Source organism: Shewanella sp. NIFS-20-20, assembly GCF_019209865.1.
Taxonomy (GTDB): Bacteria; Pseudomonadota; Gammaproteobacteria; order Enterobacterales; family Shewanellaceae; genus Shewanella.
Genome location: NZ_JAHUTT010000011.1, coordinates 63,768 through 81,848, shown reverse-complemented (window position 1 = coordinate 81,848; position 18,081 = coordinate 63,768). Strand labels below are relative to the sequence as shown.

General features: G+C 47.5%; 16 protein-coding genes. 12 read left to right on the top strand and 4 right to left on the bottom strand.

Features of this window, described 5'->3' with window-relative positions; genetic code table 11:
- Positions 1 to 152: 152 nt before the first annotated feature.
- On the bottom strand, positions 153 to 665 hold the full coding sequence (locus KU855_RS05845; protein ID WP_218529368.1) for a diguanylate cyclase domain-containing protein: 513 nt from the start codon (positions 663 to 665) through the stop codon (positions 153 to 155).
- 72 nt (positions 666 to 737) lie between these two features.
- Between KU855_RS05845 and KU855_RS05840 the strand changes: the two genes are divergently transcribed.
- The 10 genes from KU855_RS05840 (at position 738) to KU855_RS05795 (ending at position 13,643) form a co-directional block, all read left to right on the top strand.
- On the top strand, positions 738 to 2,588 hold the full coding sequence (locus KU855_RS05840; protein ID WP_218529367.1) for a DUF885 family protein: 1,851 nt from the start codon (positions 738 to 740) through the stop codon (positions 2,586 to 2,588).
- Between the two features lie 133 nt (positions 2,589 to 2,721).
- Positions 2,722 to 3,000 carry a peptidylprolyl isomerase gene (locus KU855_RS05835; RefSeq protein WP_218529366.1) on the top strand — a complete coding sequence of 93 codons (279 nt, stop codon included), beginning with the start codon at positions 2,722 to 2,724 and terminating at the stop codon, positions 2,998 to 3,000.
- 46 nt (positions 3,001 to 3,046) lie between these two features.
- A complete protein-coding gene (locus KU855_RS05830; protein WP_218529365.1) occupies positions 3,047 to 3,568 on the top strand; it encodes a GNAT family N-acetyltransferase in 522 nt (173 codons plus the stop codon).
- 73 nt (positions 3,569 to 3,641) lie between these two features.
- Positions 3,642 to 3,872, top strand: a complete 231-nt coding sequence (locus tag KU855_RS05825; RefSeq protein ID WP_371316324.1) for an RNA-binding S4 domain-containing protein — start codon at positions 3,642 to 3,644, stop codon at positions 3,870 to 3,872.
- 12 nt (positions 3,873 to 3,884) lie between these two features.
- Positions 3,885 to 4,271 carry a ribonuclease E inhibitor RraB gene (locus tag KU855_RS05820; RefSeq protein WP_218529364.1) on the top strand — a complete coding sequence of 129 codons (387 nt, stop codon included), beginning with the start codon at positions 3,885 to 3,887 and terminating at the stop codon, positions 4,269 to 4,271.
- A 205-nt stretch (positions 4,272 to 4,476) separates the two neighbouring features.
- Entirely contained in the window at positions 4,477 to 6,432 is a 1,956-nt protein-coding gene (locus KU855_RS05815; RefSeq protein ID WP_218529363.1) for an NERD domain-containing protein kinase family protein, read from the top strand.
- A 73-nt stretch (positions 6,433 to 6,505) separates the two neighbouring features.
- Positions 6,506 to 7,282: a TSUP family transporter gene (locus tag KU855_RS05810; protein ID WP_218529362.1), complete on the top strand. Its 777-nt coding sequence runs from the start codon at positions 6,506 to 6,508 to the stop codon at positions 7,280 to 7,282.
- Positions 7,283 to 7,291: 9 nt separating this feature from the next.
- A complete protein-coding gene (gene sbcD, locus KU855_RS05805) occupies positions 7,292 to 8,506 on the top strand; it encodes an exonuclease subunit SbcD (RefSeq protein WP_218529361.1) in 1,215 nt (404 codons plus the stop codon).
- Complete coding sequence (locus KU855_RS05800; protein WP_218529360.1) at positions 8,503 to 12,240, top strand: AAA family ATPase; 3,738 nt, start codon at positions 8,503 to 8,505, stop codon at positions 12,238 to 12,240. The genes sbcD and KU855_RS05800 overlap by 4 nt, the downstream gene beginning before the upstream one ends.
- A 125-nt stretch (positions 12,241 to 12,365) precedes the next feature.
- Positions 12,366 to 13,643, top strand: coding sequence for a peptidoglycan DD-metalloendopeptidase family protein (locus KU855_RS05795; protein ID WP_371316323.1), 1,278 nt, complete (start codon positions 12,366 to 12,368; stop codon positions 13,641 to 13,643).
- 21 nt (positions 13,644 to 13,664) lie between these two features.
- Here the strand turns inward: KU855_RS05795 and KU855_RS05790 are convergent, their stop codons facing one another.
- Both KU855_RS05790 and KU855_RS05785 read right to left on the bottom strand, forming a co-directional pair.
- Positions 13,665 to 14,162, bottom strand: coding sequence for a M48 family metallopeptidase (locus tag KU855_RS05790; RefSeq protein ID WP_218529359.1), 498 nt, complete (start codon positions 14,160 to 14,162; stop codon positions 13,665 to 13,667).
- Between the two features lie 51 nt (positions 14,163 to 14,213).
- The gene (locus tag KU855_RS05785) at positions 14,214 to 14,651 is read right to left on the bottom strand and encodes a DUF3010 family protein (RefSeq protein ID WP_218529358.1); all 438 of its coding nucleotides are present in this window, start codon (positions 14,649 to 14,651) and stop codon (positions 14,214 to 14,216) included.
- 110 nt (positions 14,652 to 14,761) lie between these two features.
- On the opposite strand from KU855_RS05785, the gene KU855_RS05780 reads away from it, so the two are divergent.
- Positions 14,762 to 15,217, top strand: coding sequence for a YHS domain-containing (seleno)protein (locus KU855_RS05780; protein WP_218529357.1), 456 nt, complete (start codon positions 14,762 to 14,764; stop codon positions 15,215 to 15,217).
- A gap of 52 nt (positions 15,218 to 15,269) precedes the next feature.
- On the opposite strand, the gene KU855_RS05775 is transcribed toward KU855_RS05780, so the two are convergent.
- On the bottom strand, positions 15,270 to 16,610 hold the full coding sequence (locus tag KU855_RS05775) for a DEAD/DEAH box helicase (RefSeq protein ID WP_218529356.1): 1,341 nt from the start codon (positions 16,608 to 16,610) through the stop codon (positions 15,270 to 15,272).
- A 150-nt stretch (positions 16,611 to 16,760) separates the two neighbouring features.
- Between KU855_RS05775 and rssA the strand changes: the two genes are divergently transcribed.
- Entirely contained in the window at positions 16,761 to 17,732 is a 972-nt protein-coding gene (rssA, locus tag KU855_RS05770) for a patatin-like phospholipase RssA (RefSeq protein ID WP_218529355.1), read from the top strand.
- Positions 17,733 to 18,081: the final 349 nt, after the last annotated feature.

Genomic DNA, 18,081 nt, shown 5'->3' with positions numbered 1-18,081 from the left:
ACGATTGATATGAGTACGCGCCAAAGCTTCTGAAAGTTGCATAAAAAAATCCGATGACAAGGGGTCATCGGATTTTGATCCTTTCAGTGAGATCGTCAAGCGATCTGTCTTAACTGATCGGCATTACGCTTAGGCGGGTTTTTTTATGTGGCTCAGTTATTCGGCATCAGGGCAATCACATGGGGGCCACTGGCTTGTTCGAGTTCATCACTAAGATTTTCAACAAAGTTAAATAACTGTTCAATGCTGTTACGTCTATCGGGAGTACAAACCCCCGTGGCGATTTTGTAATCGATGCTGAAACTATGATCGCGGCCATGGGTGTCTAAAAATTTGTGAATTTGATGCTCAATACGCTCAATTACCACTTCAGCCCCTTGCTCGTTGACGTTGAATAACCCTAACGCAAAAATATCTTGGTTAAATTTGGCCATCAAGTCGGTGGCTCTGAGCAAGCTTTTTTCTACTTCATGACTGAATATTTCGAGTAATTTAGGGTGTTTAACCATTTCATGTACATGTGGCCTTAGATACACTAGTGCTAAACTTTGCTCTTCACGCAAATGCCGATGCCATTCACGGTTAAATACCTCAAGGAAATATTCTTGATTATAGACACCCGTTTGTGAGTCTCTAAAACTGGCATTTCGAAAAGAATAAATCATATGGCGCCTCCCTGTCCTAAACCTAAGTATAGAAATTTCTGGGAAAATGCCTGCATTTGGAGAATAAAAATAATGAATCGGACAGTTACCTTATTATCTGTTGTCATCTCGCTGGCGTTATTGGGCTGCGAAAAAACGACTCAGAGCGTGTCCACGCCATCAAGTGTGTCCCCAGCCGTTACCGACAAGCAACAGGTGCAAGTCTCTTATCGTGCCTTGGTTGATGCGTATTTTGACGAGCAGTTAGCGTTAGAGCCTGTCTATGCCACGTTTGTTGGCGTTAATGATTATAATCATTTATTCACTGATGGCCTTAGCCATGAGTATTTGACAAAACGGCATCAATTGAACGCAGGTTATTTGGCTAAGGCTAAGGCAATCGATAGGGACAGCCTGTCTGAACAAGACCGTTTAAGCCATGATATTTTTGTTTATGATCGTGAGCAAGCGCTGGTCGCCGAAACGTTTCCTGAGCGATTTTTACCGCTTAACCAGTTTGACAGTCAATTGTTCTTATTGATGCAATTAGGAAGCGGTGACAGTGCGCAGCCCTTTACGAGTCTTGAGCAATATCAACAATGGATAGCACGAGTCGAGGGCTTTGTTTTGTGGACGTCCATGGCGCGTGATCGCATGAATGAAGGTATCGCCAGTTCGGTGGTATTACCTCGCGTTCTGGTTGAGCGTATGATTGAACAGCTCGCTGTGATGAGATCCCCAAGTGTTGAAGAGAGTGTGTTTTATCAACCGGTATTAAGTTTTCCCGAGTCGATGACGCCTGCGCAGCAGCAACAGATGCGTGACGCTTTTCAGACCATGATTAGTGAGCGAATCTACCCCGCATTAGCGACATTGCAACAATACCTTACCACTGACTATCTTGCCGCCAGTCGCGGTACTGATGGTTGGTGGGGGCTTCCTAATGGGCGCGTGTGGTATCAGCACCTCGCGAATCAACATACCACGACCCAAATGTCGGTTGATGAGATCCACCAAATAGGTCTCGCAGAAGTCGCTCGCATTTTAGCTGAAATGGATAAGGTGCGATTACAAGTGGGCTTCGATGGTGATTTAGCGGCCTTCTTTGATCATTTATCAACCCAACCCCAGTACTTCCATGGCACTGCAACTGACTTGATTGAGGGCTACGACAGCTTGCGGCTCTCGATAAATCAAGTACTACCAGCGTATTTTAATGTGCAACCTAAGGCTGACTATGTGGTCAAACCGGTTGAAGCGTTTAGGGAAAAGTCTGCGGCAGGTGCGTCTTATCAATCACCGGCTATCGATGGTTCTCGACCCGGAATATTTTATATTAATACCTATAATTTGATGGCACAGCCTATTTGGGGAATGACTACCCTCTCTTTACATGAAGCATCGCCTGGCCATCATTTTCAAATGACCATCAAACAAGAACTTGATGATTTACCTGATTTTCAGCGTTTCGGTATTTATAACGCATTTGAAGAAGGTTGGGCGTTATATGCAGAAGATCTCGGCATTGAAATGGGATTATTTAGCGATCCTTATCAGTACTTTGGCAAATTATCCGATGAAATGTTGCGAGCGATGCGGTTGGTTGTTGATACTGGATTACACATGAAGGGCTGGAGTCGCGAACAAGCGATCCAGTATATGCAAGATAACTCGCCAATGGCCGAGAGTGATATTGTGGCAGAAGTGGAGCGTTATATGGCCATTCCAGGTCAAGCCTTATCTTATAAAGTCGGCCAATTAACCATCCTTCAATTACGTCAACGGGCGCAAACTGCGCTGGGTGAGCGCTTCGATATTAAAGCGTTTCATGATCAGGTGTTGACGTCGGGCTCATTGCCCATGGCAGTATTGGAGCAAAAAATTGATGGATGGATTGCGCTAAACCTAGCACAGAGCACGCAAACAACGGCAATGGCTGATTAAGTCGCACTGAGCTTTTTTAGCGAGGGCTTCATTTAATACTGGTAATCAGCGTCTGACTTTTTATACTGGCGACTGGGCAATCGTTGATTGCCATTGTTATCGCTATTGGCGAAGTTATTGAAGGAGTGTCACCATGGTACAAGCAAGCGCAAGACATCTGTTAGTCAGCAGTGAAGAGCAGTGTAATGAACTAAAACAACAGATTGAAAATGGCGCGGATTTTGCCGACGTTGCTAAGGCTCATTCAAGCTGTCCATCCGGTGCTCAAGGCGGCGAACTTGGATCGTTTGGCCCAGGTATGATGGTTAAGGAATTTGATGAAGTGGTGTTTAGTGCGCCTTTGAATCAAGTTCAAGGTCCGGTGAAAACCCAGTTTGGTTATCACTTACTGGAAGTGACCAGTCGCGGTTAATTAATAAACGGCAGCCAGTGGCTGCCGTTTGTTTATGGGGTTAGTGATGGTCTGTTTAAGCACATCAAGATTAACACTATCGTCGCTGGTCGACAGCGATTGGGATGATTTTCTCGCAATGCACCAAGATAGCCTGGTGAATCACTTTGTTCGAGCGCCGGATCCTGTCAGTCGCATTCGAGCCAAGTTTATCTCTGGGCTGCAACCTTGGGTGTATGATTCAGGCGAGTGGGTCAGTGTTAAGATTGCCAGTGCTGAGCATGGCTTTATGGGCGTCATCGGTTTTTTTTGTGAAGATAACTTTTCAGCACGAATTCAAGTGGGCTATATGCTGCATCCCGCCTATCAAGGTCAAGGATTTGCTACTGAAGCCTTAACGGCAATCCTTGACTGGGCCACCACGGAATTTGATGTGCATAAATGTATTGCTTACGTCCATTGGCAAAACCTCGCCTCAATACGAGTCCTCGAAAAATGTGGCTTCAAACGTGAAGGTCTGCTGCAACAAAACTATCGCTTGGGTGATGCTTGGGTGGACGAAGTCCTTATGGGCAAAGTGATGGCGTAATTTTTTGATGGATCTTGGCAGTGACTGCTATACTAGCGCCCGAATTGATTTTAGACCGAATAGGCGATTACGCGTGAGCGACAATATTGAGCAATTACCCCTACGTACTGGGGATGAATTTGTAGAGCTGTATAAAGTACTCAAGATCCAAGGCTGGGTAGATGGTGGTGGAGATGCTAAACATCTGATCAGTGAAGGCCAAGTTAAGGTCAATGGCATGGTTGAAACTCGCAAGCGTAAAAAGCTCGTGGTGGGTGACAAGGTTCAGTTTAATGATGCAGTGGTCGTGATTAGCCAAGCTTAATAGGAGTCAGTAATGCAATTTCCAGATGATGACAATGGCCAAATGTTGGCGGCGATGCAAGAGTCAGGCATAGATTTAAGCCAAGCGCTGGATGTCGATTTCTTTTTAGTGTTCGATGATAAACGTGATGCGGAATCGGCACTAGAAGATTTGGTTGCTAGCGATGTCAGCGGTGAATTAGAGCTTAATTTCAGTGAAGAGCTGGAAAAGTGGGAGCTCATCGTCTGTATCAATATGGTGCCAGAATACGAGGCATTAGTGGCTAAGGAAACTTGGCTGCATGACTTTGCCAGTGAGTTTGATGGCCAAAGTGATGGCTGGGGTGTTATGCAGCATCAACAGGGCGATGATGAATTTGCTGATGATGAGCATGAGTGTGATGACCATTGTCACCACTAATAACGCCCAGGCTTAATGGCTGAGTGTTAATGCGATATCAATGCCAGCCGCTGCGGTTGGCATTGTTGTTTATAGTGCTTTAGTCTCTTGCTGAAGACTGGTATAACAAGATGCAATGCTCATCCTTTTACTTTTGCACAGATAAATGGGTGAATGTGCTCAATAGGTACCAGCCGCAATTTTTGCCAGCCAACAGGATGTTTTTATGGCCAAACACATCAGTTTTAACACCCCAGTCAACGATGCCGAGCGTTGGGCATTTTCGTTATTAGCCGACGAGTTACCCGAGGATTACAGTTTACTTACCAATGTTGAAATCCCCACCCGTAGTGGTCAAGCGATGGAGGTTGATGCCTTAGTGATTGGTCAGTGGGGGGTCTATGTCGTCGATGTTAAAGGCTATATAGGTCGGCTAAATGCGGGCATGCATGCCTGGTCATTGGATGGCCGTGATGTGGACAACTCCTTATCTAAGGCTAACTATGTGGCGCGGGTACTCGCGGGTAAATTGAAATATAAAATCCCCGTTGGTGTTTATGCTCCTTGGTGTCAGGGCATGGTGTTTGTGACTGGGCGCAAAGGAGAAGAAATTGAGCTTGAAAAAGATGAAGGTTCATTAAGTATTTATACCCCAAGACAAATCGTTGAGGCATTAACTCATGAATGGGGGTTAACCGCACCGCATAAACATCAGATCACTGCCGAGCAAAAGGCGATGGTGCTCGATACGATAGGGCAGGTTGCCATTGTCGAACAGCGCAATAATCGAATTCAAGATTTCATCAAGTTAAAGTGTCTATTTATCCAAAATGGTCTTGAGATCTGGCAAGCGGAGTACAGCCCTGGTGGGTGGACTGCCCCGTGGCTGCTTAAAATATTAATGCCGGTGCAAATCGATGAACCCCATTTGGCTCATCAACATGAACAGACCATGCGCGATGAGTTTGCCCGATTACAGTCGTTATCCGGCTGCAGCGGGGTGCCATTTTGTGCCCCATTAATTCAAGATGGTGAACAATTGATCTTACCGATCCGCATGCCCCGCGGTATGCCGATGAATATTATCGAATTTGAGCGACTGACCACGTATCAGCTGTTGGATATCCTTAGGCGCTCAGTCACAGGCTTACAGCAAATACATCGTCGCGGTTTCACCGTGGGTGGCTGGAGCGAAAATTGTGTGTTTATTTCTGATATGGGCGACGTTGAATTCATTGATATCCGCGACAATGTCGATAGCAGTGAAGACATTATGGCTTATGCTCAACGCTTCTTGCGTATTGCTGAACGTACCCATCAACCGCGAGTGTACCAATGGTTCAGATTAGCTGCTCGCGGTGCCATGATCGATTTAGATGGGCTGCGATGTGATCTCAGCGCGCTGATGCAGCAAGGGGTTTGTGATAATTTCGATAATCCCTTTACCTTAGCGTCAGGGGCCATTTTAGACAATCATTTTCAATTATGTGATTTTGTCGATGCAACCTCAACCAGCGAATTATGGCGCGGACTCCATATTCAAGGGCACTATCCAGTCGCGGTCAGTTTTTACCGTGATACTGAATGCCATTGGCCCAGCTTAAGCAGTCAATTTGTCAGCCTATCTAAACTGTATCATCCGAGTATTGAAAAAGTATTAGCATTTGGCCAACTGCCCCAAAGCGAAGATCTGTATATTGTGCGTGCTTGGGAAGATGGGGTGTCATTGGATGAACTTAATGCGTACTCCCCTGAACAATTAAAGGCTTGGTTTATACAATTGCTGAGTGCACTCCAATATTTACATCAGCTTGATATTTACCATGGTGCTATTTGCCCGAAAAATATTATTGTCCGTGATGGCCGCGCAATCTTGGTCAACTTTGGTATCGGTCTGGATATTGCGGCTAGTCATTACGCCCGCCAATATGCCGATCCGACCTTATGGCTAGAAGAAGGGGCTGCCGAAAAGGATCTGTATGGCTTAGTGGCCTCAATGATTGCCAGTATCAGTGGCCATCAGCAAGATAACAGTCCTCAATCTTTAATTGAGGCGTTAATCCAAATCAAACCTATGTTCCTGCGTCCCAAGCTATACCAAGCTTGTGAGCAAATACTCACGTATGATTTACAAGTGATTGCAGGTCACGATTATCTGACAAGTTTTGGATTATCTGACTAAAGACGAGATTACCTTTTGAGTTTTAATGCAAAAGTCAGTTTAATAGCGTCACCTTGTGTGAACGGAAACGGCGATGGAATTTGAACTCAGTATGCAATTAGCGGCCATCTTATTTAGTGTGGCCGTGGTGGCGGGATTTATCGATGCCATCGCTGGTGGCGGTGGCTTACTCACGATCCCCGCGTTAATGTGGGCAGGATTATCGCCTGCTCACGCATTAGCGACCAATAAATTGCAAGCCTGTGGCGGCAGTTTTTTTGCCAGTTTGTACTTCATCCGCAAAGGCATGGTTAAGATATCAGAACTTAAGTTACCGCTACTCTGTGCGTTTATTGGATCGGCATTAGGCACGATTGCGGTGCAACTTATCGATGCCAGCGTACTGCAACTGATGCTGCCTTTTCTGATTTTAGCCATTGGCATGTACTTTTTATTTTCCCCCAAGATTTCTGATGACGATAAACACCGAGTATTAACCCCAACGGCATTTGCGTTTACCGCAGCGCTTGGGATCGGCTTTTATGATGGATTTTTTGGCCCAGGAACTGGCAGTTTTTTGGCGCTAGCTTTTGTGACGTTAGCAGGTTTTGGCTTGGCTAAAGCAACGGCTCATGCCAAGTTACTGAACTTTTCCACCAATATCTCTTCGCTCATCTTTTTTGCCTTGGGCGGTAAGGTGGTGTGGTTACTCGGTGGGATCATGTTATTGGGCCAAGCACTCGGCGCCACGTTAGGCTCGCGGATGGTCGTGACGCGGGGCTCTGGCATTATCAAACCGTTAGTCGTCACTATGTCGCTGCTGATGAGTATTAAGTTACTTAACGATCATTTTTTATTTTTTAGTTGGTAAGGACAAGTCATGCGAGTGTTGCACACTTCTGATTGGCATTTAGGGCAATCGTTTTACGGAAAAAGCCGTTTTGAAGAGCATCAAGCTTTTTTAAAATGGTTGTTAGAACAGGTGCGAGAACAAGCGATTGATGCGGTGATTATTGCCGGCGATATTTTTGATACTGGCACACCACCAAGTTATGCCCGAGCCCTTTACAATCAGTTTGTGGTGCAAATGCAGCAGTTATCTTGCCCGGTGTTTATATTGGGCGGTAATCATGATTCAGTGGCGATGCTCGCCGAATCCCAAAGCTTGCTCAGTTGCTTAAATACCTATGTTGTTCCTTGTGGCTGTGAGCCTCAAGATGCTACCTTTATTATTCATGATAAAAGTGGCGCCCCAGGCTTAGTCCTTGCGGCAGTACCTTATTTGCGTCCCCGCGATATTATGCGCAGTGAAGCGGGTCAAAGTGGCTTAGATAAGCAGCAACAACTTGGACTGGCGATTGCGGATTATTACCAGCACCATTATGACTACGCCTTAGCTAAGGCACAGCAATTGGGCGCATTAGCACCGCTGCCGGTGGTGATGACTGGGCATTTGACGACTGTCGGTGCAAGTAGCAGTGAGTCGGTGCGCGAAATCTATATCGGCAGTTTAGATGCGTTTAATGCCAAGGCTTTTCCGCCAGCATCTTATGTGGCGCTGGGGCATATTCATCGCGGTCAATTGGTGGCTGGCAGTGAACATATCCGTTATAGCGGTTCACCTATTCCCTTGAGCTTTGACGAGCTTGGTCGGGGTAAACAGGTTCTCATTGCTCACTTTGATGGTCAGTCACTCGAGCGCGTGGTGTCCGTGGCGGTGCCGTTATTTCAAAAACTGGCGGTCATCAAAGGCCAGCTCGCTGAGGTTGAAGTCGAACTCAATAAACTGGTGGCTATGGATGAAAGTGTGTGGGTCAGTGTGGTGCTTAGTAGCGATGAGCTCATCAGTGATTTGCAACAACGACTTCAAGCGCAAGTCACGGATTCGAAAGTGCAAGTGTTGCAAATCAAGCGTCAACGTAGTGTGCGTCAATTGACTGCACTAGATACCCAAGAAACCTTGTCTGAGCTGAGCATTGATGAGGTTTTTCAGCGCCGACTCGCTAATGAACCTTACAGTGACAATGAACAAGCGCGGCTAACGACGCTATTTACCCAGGTGGCGGTAGCTGCGATGGAGACCCCTCTGGCATGAAGATTTTACGGTTGCGCTTTAGTAACATCAATTCTCTTAAAGGCCACTGGGATATCGACTTTACCCAGTCACCGTTTGATGGCACCGGACTCTTTGCCATAACCGGCCCAACCGGCGCCGGAAAAACCACAATATTAGATGCGATATGCTTGGCCTTATATCACCAAACGCCTCGGCTGGGATTAATTTCGAAAACCAGTAATGAACTGATGACTCGTGGTACTGCCGAATCCCATGCAGAGGTGGAATTTGACGTCAAAGGCGTGGGTTATCGTGCCTTTTGGAGTCAAAGACGTAGCCGTAATCAGATAGACGGCAAGTTGCAAGATGCCATGGTTGAATTTGCGCGTTTAGATAATGGCGAGATCTTGGCCAGTCAAATCAAGCGCAAGTCGGAGTTGATGGAATCGATAACCGGCTTAGATTTTGGTCGATTTACTAAGTCGATGATGCTCTCTCAAGGGCAATTTGCTGCGTTTTTAAATGCATCGGCCAATGATAGGGCCGAGTTGCTAGAAGAGCTCACGGGCACTGAAATTTATGGCAAAATATCTGAGCAGGTCCATGTAGAGTATTCCGACTCTAAGCAAACGCTGGCGCGCTTACAAGATAAAGCCGATGCGGTGAGCTTGTTGTCAGAGGCAGACTTAGCAGCGCTTGATGGTCAGCAACAGGGGATTGTTGAACAAGTCACCGCCCTTGAGCAGCAATTAAGCTTGTTGCAACAACAAAGTCATTGGTGGCAACAGCAGCAAGTATGGTCAATCCGCGAAGCAAATGCTACTGAAAAGTATGCTCGCGCCGATCAAGCCCTAAAAGATCAGGCCGCAGTATTAGCGCCACTGGCACTTTGCCAACCGGCAATGAAAATGCAGGGACGTTATCAAGCCAAGTGCGATCTTCTGCTGCAAGACAATGAGCTCAAGTCAAAGCACCAAGCTCGGTTGTTGACACAATCGGCCATGGCGCAAAAAGAAGCAGAACTCAAACAGCAGGTCACTGAGGCGGCGCTCGCCCTCACTCAGGCCGATGACGCTCTTAGTGCATTGCGGCAACAGATTGATGAGCAAGTGCAACCCTTGGATGGCGCATTTGATATTTTGGCAGCTCAGCACGCCGGAGTGAATGAGCAACAAGCGGCGAGTCAGCAAAAACTCAGTGATACCCAAGCCAAACTGCTAAGCTGCCGTGAGCGCTTAGACACGATTGAGCACCAGCTCAGTGGCTTAGATAAACAGCAGGCTGAATTTGCCGATTGTCCGCAGTTGGCCTCCTCGCTTAGTGGTTGGCAGCAACAGCTTATTCAATTACAACACCAGCATACCCTTAAGCTCACATTGCAGCAGACGTTAGCGCAGCACCATGAGGCACAACAAACTCAATTACAGGCTATCGAGGCCGCTGCGCCAGAATTGCTTAGCAATGAGCAAGCGTTAACCCAGCAGCAAACTCAGATCCAACACAGTGAGGCTGAACTCAAGCAAGTGCTCGCAGGCCAAAGCGAGGCTGATCTCTATCAGGCAGTAGAATATTGGCAGCAATTGCAGCCAAGATTATTAACCTTGCAACCCATCGCCCGCGATTTTAATCTGCAGGGCGCGCAAATTGTAGAGTTAACCCAACAACAAACAAGCCGCGCCCAAGCGCTAGCAGCTATCACCGCGGAGCGTCACCAATTACGGCTTGAGTATCGCGACATCAATCAGCAGTTTATGGATGTCTCAACCTTGGTCGAGCAAGAAAAAACCATTTTGGATTTGCAGCAACTGCGAGCGCAATTACAGCCGCAGCAGCCGTGTCCTTTATGTGGTGGGCTTGAGCATCCATTAGTGGAGCAATATCAGCAGTTAGATCTCAGCGCGACCGAGCAACGGCGCCAAGCCTTAGCACTGACCTTGGATGAGATTAAACGGCGTGGCACTGCGCTGACTGAAAATGAAAAACATGGCCAGCAGCAACAACAGCAAACAGAACAAAGCCTCAGCGAACTCCAGCGTAAACAAGCCGAGTTGTCGCAACAATGGCAGCTGGTGGTCGCCGAGCATGCGCAGCAAGAGATAAAGCGCCATGTCGTCAATGATCGCAACGCTGAGCCGCTACCCGCCTTAGATGAACATGCACAGGCGGATATTGAGGCGCGGCTTGCGGCATTAGTACCGGCTCTGGCCGATGCTCAGGCACAAGTGAATGCTTGGCGAATTGCGCAACAAGCGCATGCGCAACAGCAACAGCAACAGCAAATCGCTCAGCAAGCCTATCAACACATGGTGCATCAACAGCAGCAGCGCCAATTTGCGCTGGAGCATTTGCTCAAGCAAAAGCACAGTGGTGAGCAAGAATTCATTGCGGCTGAGCGCGGCTTAGCGCAGCACAGCCAAAGCTTGAGTCAAGCGCTCGAGCAAGTGGGGCTAAGTTTACCCGCTTATGATGAGATTGAGGCTTGGTTGCAACAGCTACAGCAAAAACTCAGCCTGTGGCAGCAGTGGCAACAAGCGCGAATTGAATTAGTCAGTGATAAAGATAAGCAGCTTGCGGCGTTAACGCCACTACAAACCGGTGAACAAGAGCTGCAACAGCAAGCTCAAGACTTAGCTGACAAATGCCGCGCGCTTACCGCGCAAATTCAGCACAACCGCCAGCAACGTGTGGCCTTGGTGGGTGAACTGCCAATCAAACAACTGCTCGATGACCAACAATTGCAGGTCAACCAAGCTAAGGGTTGCGCCGATGAGTTACGCGCGCAATACCAAATATTGCAACAAGACTTGGCTCGTGAAGTCGGCCAAGTTGACACCTTAACCCTCGAGATACAGACCTTACAGCCCAAACTTGAAACCGCGCTTGAGCAATGGCGACAGGTGCTCAGTGACAGTGTGTTTGCGGATGAGAGCGCTTTTGTGGCGGCCCTATTGGAAGAGGATGAACGCGAGCGTTTAATGGCGCTTGAGCAAAGCTTGCAGCAACAATTGCATCAAGCCACGACCGAACTTGAATTAATCCGCCAAGATAGTGCACAGCATCAGCACATGGGGCAAGCTTGGCTGGCGCTTGATGTGACAGCGCTTGAGCGTCAATTGGCTGAGGTGAAAGTGCAACGGGATCAACTCAATGTTCAACTCGGTGAACTTAAGGCCGCAAAACAGCAAGATGACCTTAATCGTGCCGCGCAGCAGCAATGGCTTGAACAATGGCAACAGGCGCAGCAGTCCCACGAGGACTGGGCCCGTTTACATAGCCTGATAGGTTCTCGCGATGGCAGTAAATTTAGACGCTTCGCCCAAGGCTTGACCTTAGATCACTTAGTGGCGTTGGCTAATCGTCAATTATCACGATTACATGGTCGCTATGCCTTACAACGTAAGCAAGATGGTTTGCTCGAACTGGAAGTACTCGATACCTGGCAAGGGGACATTAGTCGCGATACTCGCACCTTATCCGGAGGAGAGGGGTTCTTGGTCAGTTTAGCCTTGGCCTTGGCATTGTCAGATTTAGTCAGTCACAAGACGAGTATCGATTCGTTATTTTTAGACGAAGGCTTTGGGACATTGGATGCCGATACCTTAGATATTGCGCTAGATGCCTTAGATAATTTGAATGCGAGTGGCAAAATGATCGGGGTGATCAGTCATATTGAGGCAATGAAAGAGCGCATTGATGTGCAAATTCGCGTCAGAAAACAGACTGGACTTGGGTATAGTCAGCTGCAAGACTGCTTTAAGATGAAAGTGGATTAATGCTATTGTTGGGAACTGTGAGATGGAATCTTTGTCCTATCACTAATTTTTGCTATAACATCGCCATTTTCAGGCGATGTCTAGCCTAATCTGCGTTCACCTTAGGTGATAATTTAGGACTCAGTGTGCATTCAAGCGATCAACAAGGTACGCGCTTTCAAAGAAAGCCGCGATTGTCAGTGCCGCAAAAGCGTGTGCTTTTGGGTGGCGGATTATTATTAGCCACCGCGCTCATGTGGCCATCACCAGAGGTCACGACCGGCCAGCGTATTGCCTTACCTTTGGTATTAACCTCGGCGGTCAATCCTGGCTTGACCGGGCAGGATGCTATCGAGGCATTAGCCCCCAAACCCGATTTTACGGCCACAATTTCTGCCGGCGATACCTTAAGTCAATTATTTGAGCGCGCAGGAGTCGATCAGCAAACCATGTATCAAGTGTTAGAGGCCGATTTAACTGTCCTCGCTTTAGATACGTTACAACCCGGTAATACCTTGCGTTTTTATATGGATGACAACCACCAATTGACACGCTTGGAATTGGATTTTAGCTTGGCGCGTCAAGTGGTGTTTACGCTCGTTGACGGCAGTTACGACGTCGAAGAGATCCACAAACAAGGGCAGTGGCAACCTAAATCCGTGAGTGGCGACATCTACGGCTCGTTTTATGTGTCGGCCAGTAAAGCGGGGCTTAGTGCCTCACAAATTCAACGGGTAGAATCTATTCTGAAGGAAAAGGTCAACTTCTCAAGAGATTTACAAGCAGGCGACCGATTTTCTGTGGTCGTCAGTGAGCAGTATATTGACGGAGATGCCAGTGGCGCTAGCGAGATCCTCGCGGTGGATATTGTTAACCGAGGTAAATCCATTAATGCTTATCAATTTAGCGACGGCCAGTATTATGATGCCAAAGGTGAAAGTTTAGCCCGCGCATTTTTACGTACACCGTTAGTCAAGTCTTATCGGTTAAGTTCGCATTTTAACGGCAATCGCCGTCATCCAGTGACAGGGCGATTAGCACCACATAATGGCACTGATTTCGCGACACCTACCGGCACGCAAGTGATTGCGCCTGGGGATGGCATCGTGAGTTTGGTGACCGACCATCGTTTTGCCGGTAAGTATATTGTTATCGATCATGGCAATCAGTATCGCACTCGCTATTTACACTTATCAAAATCCCTCGTGCGTAAAGGCCAGCGAGTGACCCGCGGGCAACCTATTGCCTTAACGGGGAATACTGGCCGCACCACGGGCCCGCATTTGCATTATGAGTTCCATATCAATGGCCGAGCGGTGAATGCAATGAAAGCGAAAATCCCAATGGCCAGTCGCTTAACCAAATCGCAAATGGGCAGCTTTCAGGCCATGGTCAGTCAACGTGATCTGCAAATGGGGGTCTAACCAGCCACGGCTGAGGCCAGCTTAGGTGTCAGTGCTAAGATCTTGCAAGGTTAAAAATAGGCGTAAGTCGAGCTCGAGTTGGTGATAATCGGGCTCCATATGGCAGCATAATTGATAAAAGGCTTTATCATGATCTTTGACTTTGATATGTGCCAGTTCATGCACCACCACCATATGTATTAACGGCTCGGGGAGGGCCTTTAATTGGCTACTGATGCGAATTTCATGTTTGGCTTTAATACGATTGCCCTGTTGGCGTCTGGCATAGGTATGCAGTCCTAATGCTTGTTGTTTTAATGTTTGTTTATCATCAAAACACACCTTGGCTAAGGGCGGGGCGTTTTTTAAAAAGCGATGTTTAAGCGCCATCGTATAGTGATATAAGGCTTTATCATTGCGCAGGCTATTGTCGGCATGGGGGTACTTGTTATCGAGAAAGCGCTGTAATTGCTGGTTATCGATTAAGGTTTGAACCTGTTGCTGTAATGAGTCGGGATAGTGGGCGAGATACTTGAGCATGCGAACCTAATGGGCTAAAAAAATGCCGAAGGTTCACTTCGGCATCAGAGATTAATCTTTGTTGTACATCACATTCATATGCTGCGCATAGGCGGCTTCAAAGGCCAGCTGTTGAAACTTCTTTAAATCCAAGCCATCGAAGGCCGCTACTGGAGGATTTCGTTTCAATTGTGCTTTAATTTCAACAGGTTTAATCAAACTGACAGGCAGGTCGGTTAACTGGATCGCGGCTTCTAATTTGAAGCTGGTGGCACTGCCAGCGAACTTACCTTTTTGCTCACGTTCAACGATCACAATTTGATCTACGTGGTAATCTTCCATCAGCTTGTCGAAATCAAACTGGAATTTACGCATTGCCTCAGTTGTGGCAGATTGCGGTACCGCAAAAGATTGCTTACGGCATGCAGGCACCACAAACACATCCGCATTTTGTTCCAGTAAACAAATAATGGCTTCGCCACCTTTTAACTCCACACCACAAACTCTCATGTTACACCTGTCAGCAAATTTCAAGGCCGCTATTGTATAAGCTTTCTCGCGAAAGCTGAAATGATTTCCTTAGTCTTACGGTCAAGTGTGCAGGTATAACCGAAGGGAAAATGATGATGCGGATAGGGGTAGTACTCAGTTTAGTGGTCACTTTGATGGGCTGCACTAGTTTGGGACGTGATACTTGGTATGTCGACGATCAGGGGCTTGGCGCCTCTGGCTATGATTTGGTGAGTTATCAAACCGAGCACAAAGCCGTGGCCGGTACAGATGAGTTTGTGGTGATTTATGGGGGCGTGCAGTGGCAATTTAGCTCGGCAGAACATGCCGAACTCTTTCGGCAACAGCCATTGCAATACCTGCCTCAATACGGTGGTTATTGCGCTTATGCTATGGCACAAGGATTTGTGGTCAGCTCAGATCCACAAGCGTTCACTTGGTATAACAATAAACTCTATCTAAATTACAGTTTGTCAGTGCGTGACACTTGGCTAAAAGATAAAGACGGTTATATTGATGCTGCCAATGAGAATTGGCAGCAAAAGTTAGCCGCGCAGCAGCGATAAGCGCTAATGCTGGCTGTACCCAATCGTCTTGCGCTGGGTACAGCAGAGCAAGTTACTCTTCTTCAGTGTCTTGCAGAGGCTTGGCTTTTTTGCGCATAGGTGCATCGCCAACATCGATACCTGTGATAAAGCGTTTATCGCGTTTAGGTGCCGCTTTAGGGGCTTTGTTGACTTTGGCGCGCGAAGTCTTTGGCGTCGACTGTATGTTAGTAGACTTTGATTTGGCCTTAGGTTTGTCACTTAAGCCCTTAAACTTAGGCTCAAGACCGGCTACTTGGCTTACATCCAATGGTTGACGTAAGAAGATTTCCACTTTCTTAAAGTTAGCCCAATCTTTCGGCCCAACTAAAGAGATGGCATCACCTTTGGCACCGGCACGACCGGTACGCCCAATGCGGTGAATATATTCTTCGGCAAATTTGGGCATATCAAAGTTGATCACCAAGGACACATTGAGTAAATCTAAGCCGCGTGAAGCCAGATCTGTGGTGACGAGAATGTTGTATTGACCACGGCTGAATTGATCCATGATGCGGTTCCGTTCATTCTGTTTGAGCTCACCACTGAGTGCGATGGCACTGAGATTCGATTCATTGAGTAAATTGGCTAACCGTTCAGTATCACTGCGAGTCGCGGTAAAGATGATCACTTGTTTGTGGGCTTTTTCCGCCAGTAAATGGTTCAACAGGGCTTGTTTATGATCGAGATGATCACACAGATACACGGCCTGTTGAATATCTTGGTGAGCCACGTTGGCACTACCTATGGCAACATGTTCTGGATTTTTGAGTAACTCACTAGCCAACTCATTGATGTCGCCATGATCTAAGGTGGCCGAAAACATCAAGGTTTGACGACGTTTATGATCTGCCGCTTGGTTAATTGCACGTAATTGGGGAGCAAACCCTAAATCGAGCATACGATCGGCTTCATCGAAGATCAGCAATTCAAGGCCATTAAGATACAGATGACGTTTTTGTAAATGATCGGCAATTCGCCCCGGGGTCGCCACAATAAAATGCGGCTCACGGGCCAATGATTTGGCTTGGTCGTTAAAGTTCTCGCCGCCGAGAATACTCACGGCCTTGTATTGAGTATTGGCAATCAATAAGCGTAACTGGCTGTAGACTTGATGGGCTAATTCGCGGGTAGGCAGCAAAATTAAGACTCGGGGATCTTTTTTGCTTAAGGCTTTACTGGAGATAATCCTTTGCATCGCGGGCAATAAAAACGCCAAGGTTTTGCCCGAGCCCGTCTTGGACGAGACCATTAAATCCTTACCAGCAAGCGCCACAGGAATGGCCTGAGCCTGTACTTCAGTGGGAGTGGTTAACCCCATGTGCTCAAGACTAGCCATTAAGCGTTTATCAAGGGAAAAATCGGTAAAGTGCAAAAGAGAACTCCTAAAAAAATTGACCCAATATTGTAAACCCAAAGCCTGCGTGGCACCAGCAATGATCAAGGATGCTCAACAAGGTTTGTTTGCACGATTGTCTATGGTATACATGGCGTCAACGTAAGCAGGCATGTTGTTGGAGACATAATGCACAGTAACAATCGGGCGACCATTGGCTTGGCGCTTGGCAGTGGTGCTGCCAAAGGTTGGGCGCATATTGGCGTACTGAATGGGTTAAAAAAAATGGGCATTGAGCCTGATAAAGTGGCGGGATGTTCCATCGGCGCTTTAGTGGGCGCGGCTTATGCCAATGACCACTTGCCGCAATTGCAGTCTTGGGTGGAAGGATTTTCATCGTGGGACGTGCTTGGCATGATGGATTTGAGTTGGCGTAAAGGTGGCCTGATGGGGGGCGAGCGCGTATTCGATCAAATGCAAGCCAGCATTGGTGCCGTTAAAATCGAAGACTTGCAACGGCCATTTATTGCGGTTGCCACGGATTTATATTCGGGCCAAGAAATTTGGTTTCAACAAGGCGATTTACGCCAAGCGGTGCGAGCGTCATGCTCTATGCCGGGCATTTTAGCCCCAGTGCGCTTAAATCAACGCTGGCTGGTCGATGGCGCGGTGGTCAATCCTGTGCCGGTATCTGTGGCCAAAGCCATGAACGTCGATATGGTGATTGCGGTAGATTTAAGTGCTCATAAGCGAAGTCGGATGCAGGTGTTACCTGTGCAGATGATGGCCAGCGCTCCGAGTGCCCAAGATATTGTTGAAAATGATGCCCATAAGAGCGCCGGATTTATGGACTTACTGGCGAAAGGCAAAGAATATGTGGCGGGCTTAAGTGATAAATTAAACTTAAGCCATGGCTTTGGTGATCCTGGCATGTTAGCCGTGATGTCGCAGTCCATGGAAATCCTTGAGCAGCGCCATAAGCGAGCGCGTTTGATGGGCGACCCTCCTGATATTTGTATCACGCCTAAGGTGGCGGATATTGGTACCATGGAATTTCATCGTGCCTCTGAAGCGATCGCTGCCGGAGAGCAAGCCGTCATGGATGCCCGTCATTTAATTGAGGCGGCCTTAAGTGGCCATCGTGAACCACGCCCTGATTGAGCATGGCACTTTAATTAACTCCGCTATCTGGCGGTTAACACTTAACGCGAAGGTGCAGTGAATATTTAAGCCATGAATGTAAGTCATTGATGGCTTTTTTTGTGGCCAGCAGTAAGTCGTCGCGCCGCAATCGCCAGCGCGGAATGTGGCCTATTTTGAGGAGAACCCGGGCGGATATGACTGCATTTTATTTCTCGCAAGAGCGGCGCAAGACGGCTGAAATTTTAGCGGCTTTGCGCCGCACTAACCTGAGAATTGCACAGGGTCAAGTAGCACTTTTACAAACAGTGGCCAGTGCATCACTAATAGATTAGTGTTGCAGCCATCACACAAAATACATGATCTGGAT